This window comes from Klebsiella sp. CN_Kp097 (genome assembly GCF_040064495.1).
Lineage (GTDB): Bacteria > Pseudomonadota > Gammaproteobacteria > Enterobacterales > Enterobacteriaceae > Klebsiella > Klebsiella aerogenes.
Genome location: NZ_JBEAIL010000005.1, coordinates 228,626 through 247,675, shown reverse-complemented (window position 1 = coordinate 247,675; position 19,050 = coordinate 228,626). Strand labels below are relative to the sequence as shown.

The following is a 19,050-nucleotide window of genomic DNA, read 5'->3' as shown; positions in this document are numbered from 1 at the left end:
CAGCCGTGAAGTAAAGATTAACGGAGGAGAATGTCGCCTGCGGGTTCAGCATAGAGACAGTGAATTCATATAAATAAGTCGCCGCAGCGATAATTCATAGCCGGGTAGAGCGCATAAAATATATGCAAAAATGGGAAAATGAGGTTGACGACGCCCCCTGGCAGATATACTGTATATGTATACAGTAACCCACAGGCGAGATAGACTATGTTTACTTCAGCTCACGCAAATCGTTCACCACTGACTTCGGCTTCAGTACGTCGCCCTTCGCACAGCGTCGTCGAACATTCAGCCACTGGGCTGATTAGTGAAATCGTCTATCGCGAAGATCAACCCATGATGACGCAGCTTTTGCTGCTACCTTTATTACAGCAGCTTGGCCAGCAGTCGCGCTGGCAACTGTGGCTCACCCCGCAGCAAAAGCTGAGTAAAGAATGGGTACAGTCGTCCGGCCTTCCGCTTTCAAAAGTGATGCAGATTAACCAGATGTCGCCCTGCAATACTTTGGAATCGATGATTCGCGCTTTACGTACCGGGAATTATAGCGTGGTTATTGGCTGGCTGACGGATGAACTTACTGAACAAGAACATGAACGTCTGGCGCTCGCCGCAGAAGAAGGTCATGCGATGGGCTTTATCATGCGCCCGGTGAGAAATACAAGCCAGCCTGGGAGACAATTAAGTGGGCTAAAAATTCACTCAAATTTATATCATTGAGTGAAATTAGGATTAATCCTGGAATTTTTTTTGCCTCGTCAAAAACCATTCTCGCAAAGTGGTTAATTTCACAGAGATCCCGGTGTGGTGCGGTTTTGCGACTTTTCACCGCGTTCACAAATTAACCATATTTGTTAAATATTGTGTATACAACCCTTTTTTTTCATATGCCTGACCGAGTTCACACTTGTAAGTTTCTAACTAAGTTGTAGACTTTACATCGCCAGGGGTGATCGGCTTACGCTGCATGTATCAGCATAGTTAACAACGAGTCACGCCCCCGGTGAAGGATTTAACCGTGAGGTCTTATGTACCTTCATGGCGAATTTTGGATGATAATGAGGCGCAAAAAATGAAAAAGACAGCTATCGCGATTGCAGTGGCACTGGCTGGCTTCGCTACCGTAGCGCAGGCCGCTCCGAAAGATAACACCTGGTATGCAGGTGGTAAACTGGGTTGGTCCCAGTTCCATGACACCGGCTGGTACAACAGCAACCTGAACAACAATGGCCCGACCCACGAAAGCCAGCTGGGCGCTGGTGCGTTCGGTGGTTATCAGGTTAACCCGTACCTCGGTTTCGAAATGGGTTACGACTGGCTGGGCCGTATGCCTTACAAAGGCGACAAAGTTAACGGCGCATTCAAAGCTCAGGGCGTTCAGCTGACCGCTAAACTGGGTTACCCGATCACTGACGATCTGGACATCTACACCCGTCTGGGCGGCATGGTATGGCGCGCTGACTCCAGCAACAGCATCGCTGGCGACAACCACGACACCGGCGTTTCCCCAGTATTCGCTGGCGGCGTTGAGTGGGCTATGACCCGTGACATCGCTACCCGTCTGGAATACCAGTGGGTTAACAACATCGGCGACGCTGGCACTGTAGGCGTTCGTCCGGACAACGGCATGCTGAGCGTTGGTGTTTCCTACCGTTTCGGTCAGGAAGACAATGCACCGGTTGTAGCTCCGGCTCCAGCTCCGGCTCCGGAAGTCACCACCAAGACCTTCACCCTGAAGTCTGACGTACTGTTCAACTTCAACAAAGCAACTCTGAAACCAGAAGGTCAGCAGGCTCTGGATCAGCTGTACACCCAGCTGAGCAACATGGACCCGAAAGACGGTTCTGCAGTTGTTCTGGGTTACACCGACCGCATCGGTTCCGAGCAGTACAACCAGAAACTGTCTGAGAAACGTGCTCAGTCCGTTGTTGACTACCTCGTAGCTAAAGGCATCCCGGCTAACAAGATCTCTGCTCGCGGTATGGGCGAATCTGATCCGGTTACCGGCAACACCTGTGACAACGTGAAAGCTCGCGCTGCACTGATCGACTGCCTGGCTCCGGATCGTCGTGTTGCGATCGAAGTTAAAGGTTACAAAGACGTAGTAACTCAGCCGCAGGCTTAAGTTTCCTACGATAAAAAACCCCGCTGATGCGGGGTTTTTTTTGGCCTGATTTTGAGTTCAGAGGAAAATCTCAAGCAACGTTGGCCGCTACTTACTCTTTTCCTAAGAGCACCTGCAGATCGTGCTTCAGGCTCGACATCTTGCTGGCATATTTTTCTTTATGCTCGGCGTCTTCAATTAGCTGTACGATGGTTTCTGATAATGTCTTGCCTCGCCGTTGCGCAAGCCCGGCCAGGCGTTGCCAGACAACGAACTCCAGATCGATGGACTTTTTCCGCGTATGCTGATGCTCGGCGTTAAAATGACGCTTGCGTCGTGCGCGAATAGTCTGCTTCATCCGGTTAGCGAGCTCCGGATTCATATGCTGATCGATCCAGGTATTCACCAGAACAGGTTCATTTTCGAGCGTCAGCAAGACATCGACCGCGGCTTGCGCAGCGCTGGCTTCAATGTAGCGGGTAATCAGCTCACCTTCCCGGTGCTTCTTTACCAGATATTTCCATTTCCAGCCGCTTTCAAGGTTTTCCAGTTGTTGATATTTCATTGCGATCTCAATGTGACCGTGTAACTCATTTCAGGATATCAGTTTTTTCTGGATGTGCTGAGAATAAATCATCTTTCGTGAAGTGGACGATTCCATTATCAGCGTGATAAACGCAATCCTCCGTGTGCGCAGACGCGGTATCGGGTATAATCGCTCGTTTTACATCTGACTAAAAAACAGCGACTTTGACCATTACGAAACTTACCCGAAACGACCTCGCTCCTGATACGGAAAGTTATCAGGCGCTGTTTACCCAGGTCAATCTCGCCGAGACAGAGGCATCCCTCGCCGGCGATCTACAACCCCGTTTATTTTATGCGCTGGAACAGCTTCTGATCACGCCAGCCATTTCATCATTTATGCTGGTAAAGGCGCCGGAAGAGCCGGAGTATCTGCATTGGGTAGCCGAAGCCGCGCGCAGCCTGCAGCAGTCCACGACAGCGCTATGCGGTGTACGCTATCAGGTCAACGGCGGCAACGTAACCATGTCGCCGGCACAAAGCGCGGAAGACAATTTTGCCAGCAACGGTCCGGTTGAGTCGGCCGACTGGATTGAAGCGGAACAGCTCTTTGGTTGCGTACGCCAGTTTAACGGCGAAATTTCGCTGCAGCCGGGTCTGGTGCACCGCGCGAACGGCGGCGTCCTGTTGCTCTCCCTGCGTGCGCTACTGGCCCAGCCGCTGCTGTGGATGCGCCTGAAGAACATGGTGACCCGTCAGCGCTTTGACTGGTTGTCCATTGATGAATCCCGCCCTCTTCCCGTTAGCATTCCTTCCATGCCGCTGAACCTGAGGATCATTCTGATCGGCGAGCGTGATGCGCTGGCTGACTTTCAGGAGATGGAACCGGAACTCGCGTCGCAGGCCATTTATAGCGAGTATGAAGATAACCTGCAGATAGCCGATGCCGACACCCTGAAACTCTGGTGCCAGTGGGTCTGGCAACATGCTCGTCAGCTTTCGCTGCCGGGGCCGGCGGCTGACGCATGGCCGCTGCTGATTGAAGAAGGCGTGCGCGACACCGGCGATCAGGAGACGCTTCCGCTTTCCCCTCTCTGGATTGGCCGTCAGCTGCGTGAAGCGGCAGCCTTCTGCGAAGGCGAATGGATTAGCGGCGCGGAGATGCAAACTATGCTTGAGCGCCGTGAATGGCGTGAAGGCTATCTTGCCGAGCGGATGCGCGATGAAATTCTTCTCGATCAAATCATGATTGATACCGAAGGCGAATGCATCGGCCAAATCAATGCCCTGTCGGTAATCGAGTTTCCGGGCCACCCGCGCGCCTTTGGCGAACCTTCGCGCATCAGCTGCGTGGTACATATCGGCGACGGCGAATTTATTGACGTTGAGCGTAAAGCTGAACTGGGCGGTAATATTCACGCCAAAGGCATGATGATCATGCAGGCGTTTATTATGTCCGAGCTCGAACTTGAACAGCAGCTGCCATTTAGCGCTTCACTAACCTTCGAGCAGTCCTACAGTGAAGTGGATGGCGATAGCGCCTCAATGGCTGAGCTGTGCGCGCTTATCAGCGCGCTGGCCAATGTGCCGATTAACCAGAGTATTGCGATTACCGGCTCGGTCGATCAGTTCGGTCGCGTCCAGCCGGTCGGCGGACTGAATGAAAAGATTGAAGGTTTCTTCACCATCTGCCAGCAGCGCGGATTAACAGGCAAGCAAGGCGTTATTATTCCGTCTGCCAACGTCCGCCATCTGAGCCTGGCACAGGAGCTTCGCCAGGCGGTGGCTGACGAACAGTTCTTTATCTGGGCCATTGACGACGTTACCGAAGCCCTGCCGCTTCTCACCCAGCTGCAATGGGATGGTGAAGGACAAACGCTACGACAAACCATTCAGGAACGGATTGCGCAGGCGATGCAACAAGAGACTCGCCATCGTTTTCCATGGCCGCTACGCTGGTTAGGCGGATCAAATTCGAACTGATCGGACTTGTTCAGCTTACACGTGTTAGCTATCCTGCGTCCCGAACTCAAAATAAGGCTTACTGAAAACATGGTAGATAAACGCGAATCCTATACAAAAGAAGATCTTCTTGCCTCTGGTCGTGGTGAACTGTTTGGCGCGAAAGGCCCGCAACTGCCGGCGCCGAGCATGCTGATGATGGACCGCGTCGTCAAGATGACCGAAACCGGCGGCAACTACGACAAAGGTTACGTTGAAGCTGAGCTCGACATCAACCCAGACCTGTGGTTCTTCGGTTGTCACTTCATTGGCGACCCGGTAATGCCTGGCTGTCTGGGTCTGGACGCAATGTGGCAACTGGTTGGCTTCTATCTGGGCTGGCTGGGCGGCGAAGGGAAAGGCCGCGCGCTGGGCGTAGGCGAAGTGAAATTTACCGGTCAGATTCTGCCAACGGCGAAAAAAGTCACCTATCGTATCCACTTCAAACGCATCGTAAACCGTCGCCTGATCATGGGCCTGGCGGATGGCGAAGTGCTGGTAGATGGTCGTCTGATCTACTCTGCAACTGACCTGAAAGTAGGTCTGTTCCAGGATACTTCCGCGTTCTGATTTACCTTCCGTACTTATCCTTAAGTACAAAAGGCGAAGCCTTCGCAATGCGAAGGCTTCTTTTTTAAAGAGACAGTCAGGCAGTTTGCACCCTGTCCTCCATGGCTTCTCGCCAACCTCCTAGCCAATGGGACCTCTGATTAAGGGTCTGGTAGGGACACATTTCTTTCGATCTACCGGTAATGCCGGCCTGATATCCACGCTGATGTGCCCGTTCCAGGCGATCTCGTTTTTGTCTCTTCATGCCTCGTTTCCCTCATTATTTGATCTGGTGGAAAAGAAAACAGTGGTCACTAAATATGCAACCACGTATAACCTTTACCGCGAAACGCAGGCAGCGTCAATGCGCAAAATTCACGCCAGTGTCATATTTGTGAGCTATATGAAAGTTCATTTGTACAAAAATCGTGAGCCAGCACAACTATCAACCTGATGCGGCAAATAAAAAAGCCGCGGCGATTTTTCAGGTCGCGGCGGCTTTAATTTTATTAATTTTACTTATGGCAGGCGGTTCAACTCACTCGCAATCGCGGTGGCTTCCTGGCTCCAGGCCTGCGCCAGGGTCTTAACCATCGCGTCATAGCCATCTTGCTGTTGCTTAAGTTCAATATTGAACGGACGCTTGATTAACTGCCCCTGATGCTTAAGCAGCCATTCACCGCTAACAATGACCCGGCCGTCGTAGCGGCCGTGGAAGCCGCTAACGGAGACATTAAGCGTATCCTGCTCGCTGCCTAACGGCTGCGATGCCACCACCCAACCCGGCAGTTGATTGCTCAGATTCGCCACCAGCGTGGTACGTAACTGCTGGTCCAGCGGGCTCGCCCACAGATTGTTATTAGCAATCACATACTGCACATCGGTAGTCTGATAAACCACGCCATTCCCGGCCAGATAATCAGGGATACTGACCTGCTCAACCCACAGCAAATTCTTGCTCTGGTTGACGGCGCTTTGCGCGCCGCTCTTTGCTACCGGTAATTGATAGTAAGTTTTACTCTCACCACCGCTGCTGCAGGCCGTCAGTACGCATACCGCTGCCGCTACTAACCACTTTTTCATTATTTCGCTCCCTTCGGCTGCGGATCTTTTTTATCCTTGGCCTCAAATACCAGCGCATTGCTCTTGTCGTTGAGGGTTTTCAGTACCGGCTGCAGTTCACGAAGCACCTGATCCAGTCGCTGCATATCCGCAACCATCTTATTGTAGGCCGCCGAGCCAGGCTGGAAGCCCTGCATACTGCGGTTCAACTCGCGCAACGTACTCTGCATATCAGCTGGAAGCTGCTGCATCGACTGGCTTGAAGTGATCTTATTCAAGTTGTCGAGCGTAGTCTGGACACGCTGCATGGTTTTCTGGCTCTGCGCCAGGGTACTGGTCGCCTGCTCCAGCAGCGGGTTAATCGGCAGATTGTTAATCTTATCGAGCGCATCCATCAGACGCTGCTGGATCTGTGCCAGACCGCCGCTGACGGTTGGAATGATCGGATAGCCGCCGAACTCCTGAATCTTGCCGCGCGGAGGCGCTTTCGGATAGAAGTCGAGATCGATATACAGCGCGCCGGTGACCAGGTTGCCGGTTTTCAGCGAAGCACGAAGCCCGCGGTTGATCAGATCGTCAATATGCGCGCGAATGTTCGGATCGCCGCCCAGTTGATTGATCAGACGTTCCGGCTCGATACGTATTTCAACCGGGATACGATAATCATCGTTCAGGCTCTGTTTCAAACCGGGGATAAAGAACGGCACTTTGCCGACGGTACCAAGACGAATACCGCGGAATTCAACCGGCGCCCCTGGCTGCAGACCACGCACTGAATCTTTAAAGAACAGGACGTAATCAATATGCTGGGTGAACACCGAATCCTGAATACTCTTCTGATCGTCAAACAGGTGGTATTCCGTTTTATTCGCCACCGGCTCGCCGAGATCAAGTCCTTCCGGAATGTCAAAGCTCACACCGCCGCCAAACAGCGTCGACAGCGATCCCATCTCGACGCGCATTCCCGCGGACGTGAGGTCAACCGCGATACCGCTATCTTTCCAGAAGCGAACGTTGGTCGTCACCAGACGGTCGTTCGGCGCATTGATAAACAGCTGATAAGTGATGCGGCGCTTCTGCGTATCAAAGGTACTGGTTTCAACCGAACCGACGCGATAGCCGCGGAACAGCACCGGATCGCCAGGCGAGAGTTGCCCGGCTTTGCTACTTTCCAGCAGAACACGGATGCCTTTGGCATCCGGTGAAGCCAATGGCGGCGAATCCAACAGCGGATACTGCGGCGCCACAGAACCTTCTTTACCTGGCTGCAATTCGATATAGGCGCCGGAAAGCAAGGTGCCGAGGCCGCTAATCCCCTCGCGCCCCACCTGCGGTTTCACCACCCAGAACACCGAGTCTTTATGCAGCAGCTTCTGCATCCCCGAGTTCAGACGCGCTTTAATTTCTACATGTTTCAGGTCATCAGTCAGGATAGCGCTTTCCACCACCCCGACATCAACGCTGCGGCTCTTGATACGCGTTTTACCCCCTTCAATGCCTTCGGCGTTGGTGGTGATAAGCGTCACCTCCGGCCCCTGGTGGCTGTAGTGGTAAAACAGTATCCATGCGCCGATGAGCACAGTCACAATCGGAAAGATCCAGACCGGTGACCAGTTCTTCACCTTCTGCACTTTCGCTTCTCCGCTCTTATTTTCCATGCTGTTGCATTTCCTCATGGCTTGGATCTGGTTCACGGTCCCACAATAGACGTGGGTCAAACATCATGGCCGAGAACATGGTCATAACAACGACCAGCGCGAACATCACCGCGCCTATCGCCGGATAGATATTCATCAAGCCTCCCATACGCACCAGCGCCGAGAGTACCGCGATGACAAAAACGTCGATCATTGACCAACGGCCAACAAATTCAACCACTTCATAAATCAGGTGCATACGCTCTGAATCACGCGCGCCGTTTCCGTTCGCACTCCAGCATAGCCAGCCGATAGCGATCATTTTTAACGTCGGCACCATGATACTGGCGATAAAGATAACCAGCGCGACCGGGTAAGAGCCCTCACTCCACAGCAGAACGACGCCCGCCATGATTGTCGACGGCATTTTATCGCCCAGCAGATCGGTAATCATAATCGGCAGAATATTGGCGGGTAAATAGAGCACAAATGACGTCAACAGCAGCGCCAGCGTCCACTGCAGGCTGTTTTTACGCCGCGGGGTACCTTTGGTGTGACAGCGCGGACACTCTTTCTCATCCGCTGGCAGCACCGCCGTGCAGCACGAGCAGGAACGCAATCCCTGACGAAGCCCCGGCACGCCAGGGCGCAGCGGCTGCTTAATGACCGGCATTGGCGCAATGTCGTCCCACAGCCAGCGGCGATCGACGCACTGAAACGCCCGCAATTGCAGCAGGCAGAACAGACACCAGGGAACAAAGCTCAGCCCAACGCCGATATCACCATAGGCCATGAGTTTAACGAAGCTGACCAGCACCCCGGCGAGGAAAATCTCCGCCATCCCCCAGCTTTTGAGGTGAAACAAAATCCGCGCCAGAAACGCCTTCAAGCGTGAAGGCATATGAACGCGATTGACCAACAATAAGATGGTCACCAGACAAAACGCCGGGACCAGTTGGACAAAGAGTAAAAAGAACGTACCGAGGCTGGCGTAATCCTCGCTGAACAGCACATTAGGGATTTCCAGCAGCTCAATTTCGCTGCTGATCCCGCCGACTTTCATATAAACAAAAGGAAACAGGTTCGCCAGCAGCAACATGAACAGCGCCACCAGCGCATAGGCCGTGGGGCGCTGCCGCGGCGCGTCCCACGATGTGGTGAGCGTGGTGCCGCAGCGTGGGCATGCGGCTTTCTGGCGATGCTCCAGCGGCGGCAAAGCCACCAGCAGATCACATTGTGGGCACAATATGTGCCGCGCAGCATGATGATGATCGCACATGAACACTCCTCAGCTTAAGCGCCGTTTTTGAGTCCTTCGAGATATTCCCAGCGTTCAAAGGCCGCTTCCAGGGCCTGTTCCGCTTCCGCTAACTGCGCCAGCACCTGCTGGGTCTGGTCATGCGGCTGGCCGAAGAAAGAAGGATCGGCAACTTTTTCCTGCAGCGTCTGCAGTTGAGTTTCCAGATCTTCCAGCTTCTGCGGCAGCTGTTCCAGTTCGCGCTGCAGGTTATAGCTTAGTTTGCTGGCAGAGCGTTTGACACTTTCTGCTTTCGGTTGAGCGACTTCCGCCGGTTTTTTTACAATCGGCGGTTTATTCGCCAGCGACTGCGCTTGCTGTCCGCGCGCGTCGTGATAACCGCCGATATATTGGCCGATACGCCCGCCGCCCTCGAAGATCCAGCACTCGGTCACGGTGTTGTCAACAAATTGACGGTCGTGGCTCACCAGCATCACGGTGCCCTGGTAGCCATCGATCAGCTCTTCCAGCAGTTCCAGCGTTTCGACATCAAGGTCGTTAGTCGGTTCATCAAGAATCAATAAGTTACTGGGTTTCAGGAACAAGCGCGCGAGCAGCAGACGGTTACGCTCCCCGCCGGACAACGCGCGTACCGGGGTCATCGCCCGTTTTGGATGGAACAGGAAGTCCTGCAGATAGCCCAGCACGTGACGCGGCTTACCGTTAACCATCACCTCTTGTTTACCTTCCGCAAGGTTATCCATCACCGTGCGGTCCGGATCCAACTCCGCGCGGTGCTGATCGAAGTAGGCGACTTCCAGCTTGGTACCGACGTGGATACGCCCGCTATCGGCCTGCAACTGGCCGAGCATCAGCTTCAGCAGCGTGGTTTTACCGCAGCCGTTCGGGCCAATCAGCGCAATCTTGTCGCCACGCTGGATTTGCGCGGAGAAATCTTTGACCAGCACTTTGCCGTCAACCTGATAGTTGACGTTTTCCATCTCAAAGACGATTTTGCCGGAGCGAGAAGCCTCCTCGACCTGCATCTTCGCGCTGCCCATCACTTCACGGCGTTCGCCGCGCTCGCGACGCATCGCCTTCAGCGCGCGGACGCGCCCTTCGTTGCGGGTACGACGCGCTTTAATCCCCTGGCGGATCCACACCTCTTCCTGCGCCAGCTTGCGGTCGAATTCAGCATTCTGCAGCTCTTCGACGCGCAGCGCTTCTTCTTTATCCAGCAGATATTGATCGTAATTGCCCGGATAGGTCACCAGCTTGCCGCGATCGAGGTCGACAATGCGCGTTGCCATATTGCGGATAAAAGAACGGTCGTGCGAAATGAAGATAATGGTGCCTTTGAAGGATTTGAGGAACCCTTCCAGCCAGTCGATAGTTTCGATATCGAGGTGGTTAGTCGGTTCATCCAGCAACAGCACGCGCGGCCCGCTAACCAGCGCGCGGCCCAGCGCCGCTTTACGCAGCCAGCCGCCGGACAGCGACGCCAGCTGCGCGTCGGCGTTAAGGCCAAGCTGCTCGATCACTTCGTTGATACGGCTATCTAACTGCCACAGCCCCAGGTTATCCAGCTGTTCCTGCAGGCGGGCCAGCTCATTTAAATTTTTATCGCTCGGATCGGTCATCACCTGATGCGAAACATCATGATAGGCCTTCAGATACGCCGCCTGTTCGGCGATCCCTTCCGCGACAAAATCGTACACCGTACCTGCGACATTACGCGGAGGATCCTGCTGCAGACGCGCAACGATCAGATCCTGTTCATAAATAATACGCCCATCGTCCAGACCCTGCTCGCGGTTGAGGATTTTCATCAGGGTCGATTTACCGGCGCCGTTACGCCCTACCAGGCAGACGCGTTCGTTATCTTCGATATGCAGTTCAGCATTATCCAGCAGCGGCGCATCGCTGAACGAAAGCCAGGCGCCGTGCATACTAATCAATGACATTCTTTATTCCTTTCAGGCCGCGGTAATCAGCCAGCAGTTGTGGATCTGACGGTTGCGGGCAAAATCCTGCGACAGCGTTTTTTGCGAAATTTCTTGCGCCTTCAGGCCAAGTGCCGCCAGCCCGTCATGATCCATACGGAAACCGCGTTTGTTATTCGAGAACATAATCGTGCCGCCTTTACGCAGCAGACGTTTTAGATCGGTCATCAGACGGATATGATCGCGCTGCACATCAAAGGCATCTTCCATTCGTTTGGAGTTGGAGAAGGTCGGCGGATCGATAAAGATCAGATCGAACTGCTCGGTGCTTTCCCGCAGCCAACCCAGCACGTCCGCCTGCATCAGGCGATGCGCACGGCCGGTTAAACCATTGAGACGCAGGTTGCGTTCCGCCCATTCCAGATAGGTGCGTGACATATCGACAGTCGTAGTTGAGCGCGCGCCGCCCAGACCGGCGTGAACGCTGGCGCTGCCGGTATAGGAGAACAGGTTAAGGAAATCCTTACCCTTGCTCATCTGGCCGAGCATACGACGGGCGATACGGTGGTCAAGGAACAGACCGGTGTCGAGATAGTCGGTAAGGTTAACCCACAGACGCGCGTTATACTCCTGTACCTCGATAAAGTCGCCCTTCTCCGCCATCTTCTGGTACTGATTTTTACCCTTTTGCCGCTCGCGGGTCTTCAGCACCAGTTTATTCGGCGCAATCCCTAACACCGCGATAGTCGCGGCGATAATATCGAACAGACGCTGGCGCGCTTTGTGCGCATCGATGGTTTTCGGCGGCGCGTACTCCTGCACCACCACCCACTCGCCGTAGCGGTCGATAGCTACGTTATATTCCGGCAAATCGGCATCGTACAGGCGATAGCATTCAATGCCTTCCTGACGCGCCCACTTTTCAAACTTCTTCAGGTTTTTACGTAAGCGGTTAGCAAAATCTTCCGCCAGCATCGCCGGCTTGCCGCCTTCGCTTTCCGCCAGATGATAGTTCTTCTGTACGCAGTCCAGCGGGCCGTTTTTGGCTTTAAACTGTTTATCGGCTCGCAGCTGCAGGCAGCTCAGCAATTCCGGCGAGGCGCTGAAGACCGACAGGTTCCAGCCGCCAAACTGGTTTTTCATAATCCGTCCCAGCAGGCTGTGCAGGGCAATCAGCGCCGGTTCGCTTTCCAGGCGCTCGCCGTATGGCGGGTTACTGATAACGGTGCCATACGGGCCTTTCGGCAGCGGATTATTGAGCTGCGCGACGTCTTTTACTTCGAAATTGATAAGCTCGCCAATACCGGCGCGGCGGGCGTTGCGGCGCGCGCGTTCAATCACGCGCTCGTCGACGTCTGAGCCGTAGAAGCGCGATTCATAAGCGGCCAGCCCCTGGCGAGCGCGCGTTTGCGCCTCGGCTTTCACCTCTTTCCAGATAGCGTCATCGTGTTGCGCCCATCCGCCGAAGCCCCAGTGGCCGCGGTGCAGGCCCGGCGCACGATCGGTCGCCAGCATCGCCGCTTCAATCAGCAACGTGCCGGAACCGCACATCGGATCGAGCAGCGGCGTTCCCGCCACCCAGCCGGAGCGCATGACGATTGCCGCCGCGAGGTTTTCTTTGATCGGCGCCATGCCGGTGCCATCACGGTAGCCGCGCAGATGCAGACCTTCGCCGCTTAGATCCAGTGAAATATGCGCCGTTTCTTTGTTCAGCCAGACGTTGATACGCAGATCGGGATTCTCACGATCGACATTCGGACGCGGCAGATTTTTACGCGTGAAGCTATCGACGATAGCGTCTTTGACTTTTAATGCGCCATACTGACTGTTGCGGATTTCCTCATTGAGGCCGCTAAAATGCACCGCAAAGGTGGCGTCAGTGGTAAAGATCTCCGTCCACGGAATCGATTGAACCCCCAGGTAGAGATCCAGATCGCTATACACGCTGCACTCGCCCAGCGGCAGCATGATGCGCGAGGCCAGCCGGCTCCACATCAGGCTTTGATACAGCAGGCGCGTATCTCCCTGAAAATGAACCCCGCCCTGGACGACCTGGCACGCCGTGGCACCAAGTCCTTCCAGTTCAGTTTTTAACAGCTCTTCAAGACCACGAGCCGTGCTGGCAAACAGAGATTTCATATCGTCACTTTTACTTAAAGAAAATTGGTGCGCATTATAGCCAATATGTGCCCTATGTCATAAAGTTAAAGGCTTATTTTTGAACCCAGGGGCAGCGTATGGTAACGCTATCGAAACTTTTTATTCATCCTGTCAAATCCATGCGCGGAATTGGCGTCACCCATGCCTTTGCCGATATTAGCGGCATGGCCTTCGACCGCATCTTTATGCTGACCGAAACCGACGGTACGTTTATTACCGCACGCCAGTTTCCGCAGATGGTGAAATTCCTGCCTTCGCCGCTTCATGACGGCCTGCACTTGACCGCGCCGGATGGCAGCAGCGCGCTGGTGCGCTTTGATGATTTCGCTCCCCAGGGCGAGCCGACGGAGGTGTGGGGCAACCATTTCACCGCCTTAATCGCGCCAGCCGCCATCAACCAGTGGCTCAGCGGCTTCTTCAACCGCGACGTCCAACTGCGCTGGCTCGGGCCGCAGCTAACCCGGCGAGTAAAACGCCACGACGCGGTGCCGCTCTCCTTCGCCGATGGTTATCCCTACCTGCTCGCCAATGAAGCCTCGCTTCGCGATCTGCAGCAACGTTGCCCTGCCAGCGTAAGCATAGAACAGTTTCGCCCTAATCTGGTGGTCACCGGCGCCGCGGCGTGGGATGAAGATAGCTGGAAAGTCATTCGCATCGGCGAGGTGGTATTTGACGTCGCCAAACCCTGCAGCCGCTGCATTTTCACCACCGTCAGCCCGGAGCGTGGGCAAAAACATCCGTCCGGCGAGCCGCTGGAGACGTTAAAGCGTTTTCGTACCGCGCAGGATAATGGCGATGTCGATTTTGGCCAGAATCTGATCGCCCGCAACAGCGGCGTTATCCGCGTGGGTGATGAGGTGGAAGTGCTGACGCGCGGCCCGGCGAAAGTCTATGGCGCTGGCGATAGCGACGATACTCTGACGGCCGATGCGCAGCCAAACGCGACGGTTGAGATTGAGTGGCAAGGGCAACAGTTCACTGGCAATAACCAGCAGGTGCTGCTGGAGCAACTGGAACAACAGGGCATTCGTATCCCTTATTCCTGCCGCGCCGGGATCTGCGGCAGTTGTCGTATCCGCCTGGAAGAGGGTGAAGTGAGTCCGTTAAAGAAAAATGCGGTCGCCGCGGATGGCACCATTTTATGCTGCAGCTGCGTACCGAAAACCGCGCTGCGCCTGGCGCCTTAAACCGCCTGCCCCAGGCTGTAGCTGGCCGCGCTCTGCGCCGGCTGCAGTCTGTCGTTCATAATTTTAATCACATCGCCTAACTGCATCACCCGCCCTGCCAGAGTCAATCCCGGTTGCGCCAGCAAGCAAAGCGTGGCGTTTTCACCCGGTTCGACCACCAGCAAATTGACCTGCTCGCCGGTATCGCTGATCCACACGCTGGCGGCGTCGCCGCTGGTCGGCTGCCAGTTCTGCTGGTGAGTAGTGAAATGCCAGCTCTTCGGCATCTGCGGTTTCAGAAAACGGATCGCGGTTAAGGCATTTAATACTAATTCGGCACGCTGCTCTTTGTTTAATTCAATATCGCGGCATTTTTCTTCAAAAGAAAAATAGAGCGCCGCGTCATCGACGCAAAATCCCGACGGTGCGAAAGCGTCAGGCGTTAACATGCGCCGGGCGAAACGTGAGCGAAATAACATACCATTGGCCAGATCGAGCATCATGCGGTCATGCTCTTCGTCGTAATACCAACGCCAGTTATCGTCAGGTTTAATCCGCATTTCTACCCCCGTCCTCTTCCACTTCCTTCTGCAAAGCAATGGCATCCTGCTACAGAATAATTTCTAAAATTAAGAAAAGACTAAAATGTCTAAATAAGCAACAATGAAGGAATATAAAACAACCAGGGCCGGAAATAAAGCCCTGGGGAAGATTCAGAAGGGGAAAAGATTAGATGTGTGTAACAATTTCTTTAATCAGCGGTGGCCCTTTAAAAATAAACCCGGAATAAATCTGCACCAGTGTGGCGCCAGCAGCCAGCTTTTCACGAGCGGCAATCACCGAGTCAATACCGCCAACTCCGATAATGGGCAAACGATCATTTAATTCCGTGGCCAGCATACGAATAATCTCGGTGCTTTTTAATTGTAATGGACGACCACTCAACCCACCGGTTTCATCACAATGCTTCATCCCCTGGACCAGTGAACGATCGAGGGTGGTATTGGTAGCAATGACGCCATCAATATTATGGCGGACTAAGCTGTCGGCTACCTGGATCAATTCTTCGACAGAAAGATCCGGGGCGATCTTCACCGCCACAGGAACATATTTTTGATGTTTCTGTTGAAGTTCGAGCTGCTTATTTTTAATACCGCTGAGTAAATCATCCAGCGCTTCACCATATTGCAGAGTACGTAACCCTGGGGTATTCGGCGAGGAGATATTAATGGCGATATATCCAGCGTATGGATAGACTTTTTCCATACAAATCAGATAATCATCTTTACCCTGTTCAACCGGGGTATCTTTATTTTTACCGATATTAATCCCCAGCACGCCGTCAAAATGCGCTTTTTTCACATTCTCGACCAGGTTATCAACGCCGTGGTTATTAAAGCCCATGCGGTTGATCAAACCTTCGGCATCGACGAGACGGAAGATCCTCGGCTTGTCATTGCCCGGCTGCGGACGCGGAGTCACGGTACCAATTTCGATTGAGCCGAAGCCCATCGCACCGAGCGCATCAATGCACTCGCCGTTTTTATCAAGCCCGGCCGCCAGCCCCAGCGGATTCTTGAAAGTGAGCCCCATGCAGGTAACGGGTTTCGACGGTACTTTTTGTCGAACCAGCATTTCCAGCGGCGTGCCGGTGACGCGGCGTAATTGTTGGAAGGTTACTTCATGAGCGCGCTCAGGATCGAGCTGAAAAAGAGCTTTACGAACGAAGGGATAGTACATGAACTCTCCTGGATTCCCGGTGTGCAAACCGGGGGCGTATTATGTTCGATCCGCGCCCGAAAGGGAATTGACCTGCGACAAAAAATCACGCGTCCAACGCAAACGTTTACTTCTCTGCGGCCTGTTATGCGCATTTTGGCAATTTAACCCCGGAAAAATCATTTAGGGAAATAAACGCCCTCTGTCACACTGCCACAAAATGTTATCAATTATAGATAAATGCAAACATTTGGTTATAAGGAGAGAGTATGCGCGTTATTACACTCGCGGGCAGCCCCCGCTACCCTTCTCGCTCAAGCGCATTGCTGGAGTACACCAGAGAGAAACTTACCGCGGCCGACATCGAAGTCTATCACTGGCATTTACAGAATTTTGATCCCGAAGATCTGCTTTACGCCCGCTTCGATAACCCCGCGCTACATACCTTAAATGAACAACTGGCCGGCGCTGATGGCCTGATTATCGCCACCCCCGTCTATAAAGCCTCTTTTTCCGGCGCACTGAAGACGCTACTGGATTTGCTCCCCGAACGCGCTCTGGAAGGCAAAATTGTCCTGCCGCTGGCGACAGGCGGCACCATCGCCCATATGCTGGCGGTCGATTACGCCCTGAAGCCGGTGCTTAATGCTCTCAAAGCGCAGGAGATCCTCCATGGCGTATTCGCCGATGACAGCCAGGTCACCGATTATCAACATAAACCGCAGTTCACACCGAATCTGCAAAACCGTCTCGACCAGGCGCTGGAGACCTTCTGGCAGGCGCTGAATCGCCGCAATAGCCGCATCCCGGGGCTAAAGACCTTACAGGGGGTTGAGCATGCTTAATCCTCTGCGTGCCCTGACCCTCGGCGGGCTACTCGCGCTTTCCTTTATTACGCATGCGGCCCCGCAGGCGCCGGAAGCGTTACGCATCGGCTACCAGAAAGGCAGCGTCAGTATGGTGCTGGCGAAGAGCCATCAGCTGCTGGAGCAGCGCTATCCGCAAACTAAGATTTCGTGGGTTGAGTTTCCCGCCGGGCCGCAAATGCTGGAAGCGCTGAACGTCGGCAGTATCGATATCGGCAGCACCGGCGATATCCCACCGATTTTCGCTCAGGCTGCCGGCGCCGATCTGGTCTATATCGGCGCTGAGCCGGCGAAACCGAAAGCGGAAGTGATTCTGGTCGCCGATAACAGCCCAATCAACAGCGTGGCTGAACTGAAAGGCCGTAAGGTGGCGTTCCAGAAGGGCTCAAGCTCGCACAATCTGCTGCTGCGCGCTCTGCAGCAGGCAGGGCTGAAATTCAGCGATATCCAGCCGGTGTATCTTGCCCCCGCCGATGCCCGCGCCGCTTTTCAGCAGGGTAATGTTGATGCCTGGGCTATCTGGGATCCCTATTACTCTGCGGCGCTGCTGCAAGGCGGGGTACGGGTACTGAAAGATGGGAGCGACCTGAAGCAAACCGGTTCGTTCTATCTTGCCGCCCGTCCTTATGCCGAAAAGAACGGCGCCTTTATCGAAGGGGTGCTGGCGACCTTTAGCCAGGCGGATGCCCTGACCATCAGCCATCGCCAGCAAAGTATTGCCCTGTTGGCCAAAACGATGGGGCTACCCGAAGCGGTGATAGCCAGCTATCTCGACCATCGTCCGCCAACTGCGATATCGCCGGTAAGCGCTGAAACGGCCGCTCGCCAACAGCAAACCGCCGATCTGTTCTATGAGAACAAGCTGGTACCGAAAAAAATCACTATTCAAAACCGTATCTGGCAGCCTGCCCCCGCACAAGGAGCGAAATCATGAGTCTGAATATGTTCTGGTTCTTACCCACCCACGGTGACGGCCGCTATCTGGGCACCGATGAAGGCGCGCGCCCGGTAGATTACAGTTATCTGCAGCAAATCGCCCAGGCCGCCGACCGGCTCGGCTTCACCGGCGTACTCATTCCTACCGGACGCTCGTGCGAAGATGCCTGGCTGGTTGCCGCTTCAATGATCCCCGTCACCCAACGGCTGAAGTTTCTTGTCGCGCTGCGCCCAAGCGTGGTATCCCCCACCGTCGCCGCGCGCCAGGCTGCCACGCTTGACCGGCTCTCTAATGGTCGGGCCTTGTTCAATCTGGTCACCGGCAGCGATCCAAATGAATTAGCCGGCGATGGCGTATTCCTCGACCACACCGAACGCTACGAAGCCTCCGCCGAGTTCACCCACATCTGGCGCAAACTGATGGAAGGTGAAACCGTGACTTTCCACGGCAAGCACCAGCACGTGCGCGGGGCGAAACTGCTCTTCCCGCCGCAGCAACAGCCGCGACCGCCGCTCTACTTTGGCGGCTCCTCGGACGTTGCACAGGATCTGGCCGCCGAACAGGTCGACCTCTACCTGACCTGGGGCGAACCGCCGGCGCAGGTGGCGGAAAAAATCGCCCAGGTGCGTGAGAAAGCCGCGCGCCTCGGCCGCAGCGTCCGCTTTGGTATTCGTTTGCACGTCATCGTTCGCGAAACCAATGAAGAGGCATGGCAAGCGGCGGAAAGCTTAATCTCCCATCTGGATGACGAGACCATCGCCCGCGCGCAGGCCGCCTTCGCGCAAACCGATTCTGTTGGCCAACATCGCATGGCGGCGCTGCACAACGGCCGTCGCGACAAGCTGGAAATCAGCCCGAACCTGTGGGCCGGGGTCGGGCTGGCGCGCGGCGGCGCGGGTACCGCGCTGGTTGGCGATGCGGCAACCGTCGCTGAACGTATTAATGAATACGCTGAACTTGGCATCGACAGTTTTATCTTCTCCGGCTACCCGCACCTTGAGGAAGCCTGGAGAGTCGGCGAACTGCTGTTCCCACTGCTTGATGTCAACGTCCCGACGATCCCTCAGCCGCAAAACCTGCGTCTGCAGGGCGAAGCGGTAGCGAATGAATTTATCCCGCGTAAAGCGGCGCAAAGTTAGGGAGCGAA

At 54.6% G+C, this 19,050-nt stretch carries 16 protein-coding genes and 1 pseudogene; 8 read left to right on the top strand and 9 right to left on the bottom strand.

Features of this window, described 5'->3' with window-relative positions:
* Positions 1 to 207 precede the first annotated feature (207 nt).
* Both sulA and ompA read left to right on the top strand, forming a co-directional pair.
* Positions 208 to 717, top strand: coding sequence for an SOS-induced cell division inhibitor SulA (gene sulA, locus ABLV07_RS07840; protein WP_020079240.1), 510 nt, complete (start codon positions 208 to 210; stop codon positions 715 to 717).
* A 352-nt stretch (positions 718 to 1,069) separates the two neighbouring features.
* On the top strand, positions 1,070 to 2,122 hold the full coding sequence (ompA, locus tag ABLV07_RS07835; RefSeq protein ID WP_080473199.1) for a porin OmpA: 1,053 nt from the start codon (positions 1,070 to 1,072) through the stop codon (positions 2,120 to 2,122).
* Positions 2,123 to 2,213: 91 nt separating this feature from the next.
* Here the strand turns inward: ompA and matP are convergent, their stop codons facing one another.
* Entirely contained in the window at positions 2,214 to 2,666 is a 453-nt protein-coding gene (gene matP, locus ABLV07_RS07830; protein ID WP_015367432.1) for a macrodomain Ter protein MatP, read from the bottom strand.
* A gap of 185 nt (positions 2,667 to 2,851) precedes the next feature.
* Between matP and ABLV07_RS07825 the strand changes: the two genes are divergently transcribed.
* Positions 2,852 to 4,609, top strand: coding sequence for a Lon protease family protein (locus ABLV07_RS07825; protein WP_032711302.1), 1,758 nt, complete (start codon positions 2,852 to 2,854; stop codon positions 4,607 to 4,609).
* Positions 4,610 to 4,678: 69 nt separating this feature from the next.
* Positions 4,679 to 5,197, top strand: coding sequence for a bifunctional 3-hydroxydecanoyl-ACP dehydratase/trans-2-decenoyl-ACP isomerase (fabA, locus tag ABLV07_RS07820; protein WP_015704907.1), 519 nt, complete (start codon positions 4,679 to 4,681; stop codon positions 5,195 to 5,197).
* A 76-nt stretch (positions 5,198 to 5,273) separates the two neighbouring features.
* On the opposite strand, the gene rmf is transcribed toward fabA, so the two are convergent.
* The 6 genes from rmf to rlmKL all read right to left on the bottom strand — a co-directional run bounded on the left by rmf (position 5,274) and on the right by rlmKL (position 13,194).
* Positions 5,274 to 5,441: a ribosome modulation factor gene (rmf, locus tag ABLV07_RS07815; RefSeq protein ID WP_015704906.1), complete on the bottom strand. Its 168-nt coding sequence runs from the start codon at positions 5,439 to 5,441 to the stop codon at positions 5,274 to 5,276.
* A 254-nt stretch (positions 5,442 to 5,695) separates the two neighbouring features.
* A complete protein-coding gene (gene pqiC, locus ABLV07_RS07810; RefSeq protein ID WP_015367436.1) occupies positions 5,696 to 6,259 on the bottom strand; it encodes a membrane integrity-associated transporter subunit PqiC in 564 nt (187 codons plus the stop codon).
* A complete protein-coding gene (gene pqiB, locus ABLV07_RS07805) occupies positions 6,259 to 7,896 on the bottom strand; it encodes an intermembrane transport protein PqiB (protein ID WP_015704905.1) in 1,638 nt (545 codons plus the stop codon). The genes pqiC and pqiB overlap by 1 nt, the downstream gene beginning before the upstream one ends.
* Positions 7,886 to 9,154: a membrane integrity-associated transporter subunit PqiA gene (gene pqiA / locus ABLV07_RS07800; protein WP_045412183.1), complete on the bottom strand. Its 1,269-nt coding sequence runs from the start codon at positions 9,152 to 9,154 to the stop codon at positions 7,886 to 7,888. The genes pqiB and pqiA overlap by 11 nt, the downstream gene beginning before the upstream one ends.
* Positions 9,155 to 9,168: 14 nt before the next feature.
* Positions 9,169 to 11,076, bottom strand: coding sequence for an ABC transporter ATP-binding protein (locus ABLV07_RS07795; protein ID WP_045412186.1), 1,908 nt, complete (start codon positions 11,074 to 11,076; stop codon positions 9,169 to 9,171).
* 12 nt (positions 11,077 to 11,088) lie between these two features.
* On the bottom strand, positions 11,089 to 13,194 hold the full coding sequence (gene rlmKL / locus ABLV07_RS07790; RefSeq protein WP_015367440.1) for a bifunctional 23S rRNA (guanine(2069)-N(7))-methyltransferase RlmK/23S rRNA (guanine(2445)-N(2))-methyltransferase RlmL: 2,106 nt from the start codon (positions 13,192 to 13,194) through the stop codon (positions 11,089 to 11,091).
* Between the two features lie 98 nt (positions 13,195 to 13,292).
* Between rlmKL and ABLV07_RS07785 the strand changes: the two genes are divergently transcribed.
* Positions 13,293 to 14,402 carry a YcbX family protein gene (locus tag ABLV07_RS07785; RefSeq protein ID WP_032711299.1) on the top strand — a complete coding sequence of 370 codons (1,110 nt, stop codon included), beginning with the start codon at positions 13,293 to 13,295 and terminating at the stop codon, positions 14,400 to 14,402.
* Here the strand turns inward: ABLV07_RS07785 and zapC are convergent.
* Complete coding sequence (zapC, locus tag ABLV07_RS07780) at positions 14,399 to 14,941, bottom strand: cell division protein ZapC (RefSeq protein WP_015367442.1); 543 nt, start codon at positions 14,939 to 14,941, stop codon at positions 14,399 to 14,401. The two genes, ABLV07_RS07785 and zapC, sit on opposite strands and share 4 nt — an antisense overlap.
* A 169-nt stretch (positions 14,942 to 15,110) precedes the next feature.
* Complete coding sequence (pyrD, locus tag ABLV07_RS07775; RefSeq protein ID WP_015704900.1) at positions 15,111 to 16,121, bottom strand: quinone-dependent dihydroorotate dehydrogenase; 1,011 nt, start codon at positions 16,119 to 16,121, stop codon at positions 15,111 to 15,113.
* Between the two features lie 248 nt (positions 16,122 to 16,369).
* Here pyrD and ssuE point away from each other — a divergent pair, with 248 nt between their 5' ends.
* From ssuE to ssuD, 3 genes and pseudogenes are all read left to right on the top strand, one after another.
* On the top strand, positions 16,370 to 16,945 hold the full coding sequence (gene ssuE / locus ABLV07_RS07770) for an NADPH-dependent FMN reductase (RefSeq protein WP_015704899.1): 576 nt from the start codon (positions 16,370 to 16,372) through the stop codon (positions 16,943 to 16,945).
* Positions 16,938 to 17,937 (top strand): annotated as a pseudogene (locus tag ABLV07_RS07765) (sulfonate ABC transporter substrate-binding protein). Before ssuE ends, ABLV07_RS07765 begins: the two are co-directional and overlap by 8 nt.
* Entirely contained in the window at positions 17,897 to 19,042 is a 1,146-nt protein-coding gene (gene ssuD / locus ABLV07_RS07760) for an FMNH2-dependent alkanesulfonate monooxygenase (RefSeq protein ID WP_015367446.1), read from the top strand. The pseudogene ABLV07_RS07765 and the gene ssuD overlap by 41 nt, the downstream one beginning before the upstream one ends.
* The last annotated feature ends 8 nt before the right edge of the window (positions 19,043 to 19,050 follow it).

Coding starts and splice junctions, on each gene's coding strand:
- matP (WP_015367432.1), bottom strand. CDS start 2,666: ATGAAATATCAACAACTGGAAAACCTTGAAAGCGGCTGGAAATGGAAA.
- zapC (WP_015367442.1), bottom strand. CDS start 14,941: ATGCGGATTAAACCTGACGATAACTGGCGTTGGTATTACGACGAAGAG.
- ssuE (WP_015704899.1), top strand. CDS start 16,370: ATGCGCGTTATTACACTCGCGGGCAGCCCCCGCTACCCTTCTCGCTCA.
- ompA (WP_080473199.1), top strand. CDS start 1,070: ATGAAAAAGACAGCTATCGCGATTGCAGTGGCACTGGCTGGCTTCGCT.
- ssuD (WP_015367446.1), top strand. CDS start 17,897: ATGAGTCTGAATATGTTCTGGTTCTTACCCACCCACGGTGACGGCCGC.
- pqiC (WP_015367436.1), bottom strand. CDS start 6,259: ATGAAAAAGTGGTTAGTAGCGGCAGCGGTATGCGTACTGACGGCCTGC.
- pyrD (WP_015704900.1), bottom strand. CDS start 16,121: ATGTACTATCCCTTCGTTCGTAAAGCTCTTTTTCAGCTCGATCCTGAG.
- rmf (WP_015704906.1), bottom strand. CDS start 5,441: ATGAAGAGACAAAAACGAGATCGCCTGGAACGGGCACATCAGCGTGGA.
- sulA (WP_020079240.1), top strand. CDS start 208: ATGTTTACTTCAGCTCACGCAAATCGTTCACCACTGACTTCGGCTTCA.
- rlmKL (WP_015367440.1), bottom strand. CDS start 13,194: ATGAAATCTCTGTTTGCCAGCACGGCTCGTGGTCTTGAAGAGCTGTTA.
- fabA (WP_015704907.1), top strand. CDS start 4,679: ATGGTAGATAAACGCGAATCCTATACAAAAGAAGATCTTCTTGCCTCT.
- pqiB (WP_015704905.1), bottom strand. CDS start 7,896: ATGGAAAATAAGAGCGGAGAAGCGAAAGTGCAGAAGGTGAAGAACTGG.
- ABLV07_RS07795 (WP_045412186.1), bottom strand. CDS start 11,076: ATGTCATTGATTAGTATGCACGGCGCCTGGCTTTCGTTCAGCGATGCG.
- pqiA (WP_045412183.1), bottom strand. CDS start 9,154: ATGTGCGATCATCATCATGCTGCGCGGCACATATTGTGCCCACAATGT.
- ABLV07_RS07785 (WP_032711299.1), top strand. CDS start 13,293: ATGGTAACGCTATCGAAACTTTTTATTCATCCTGTCAAATCCATGCGC.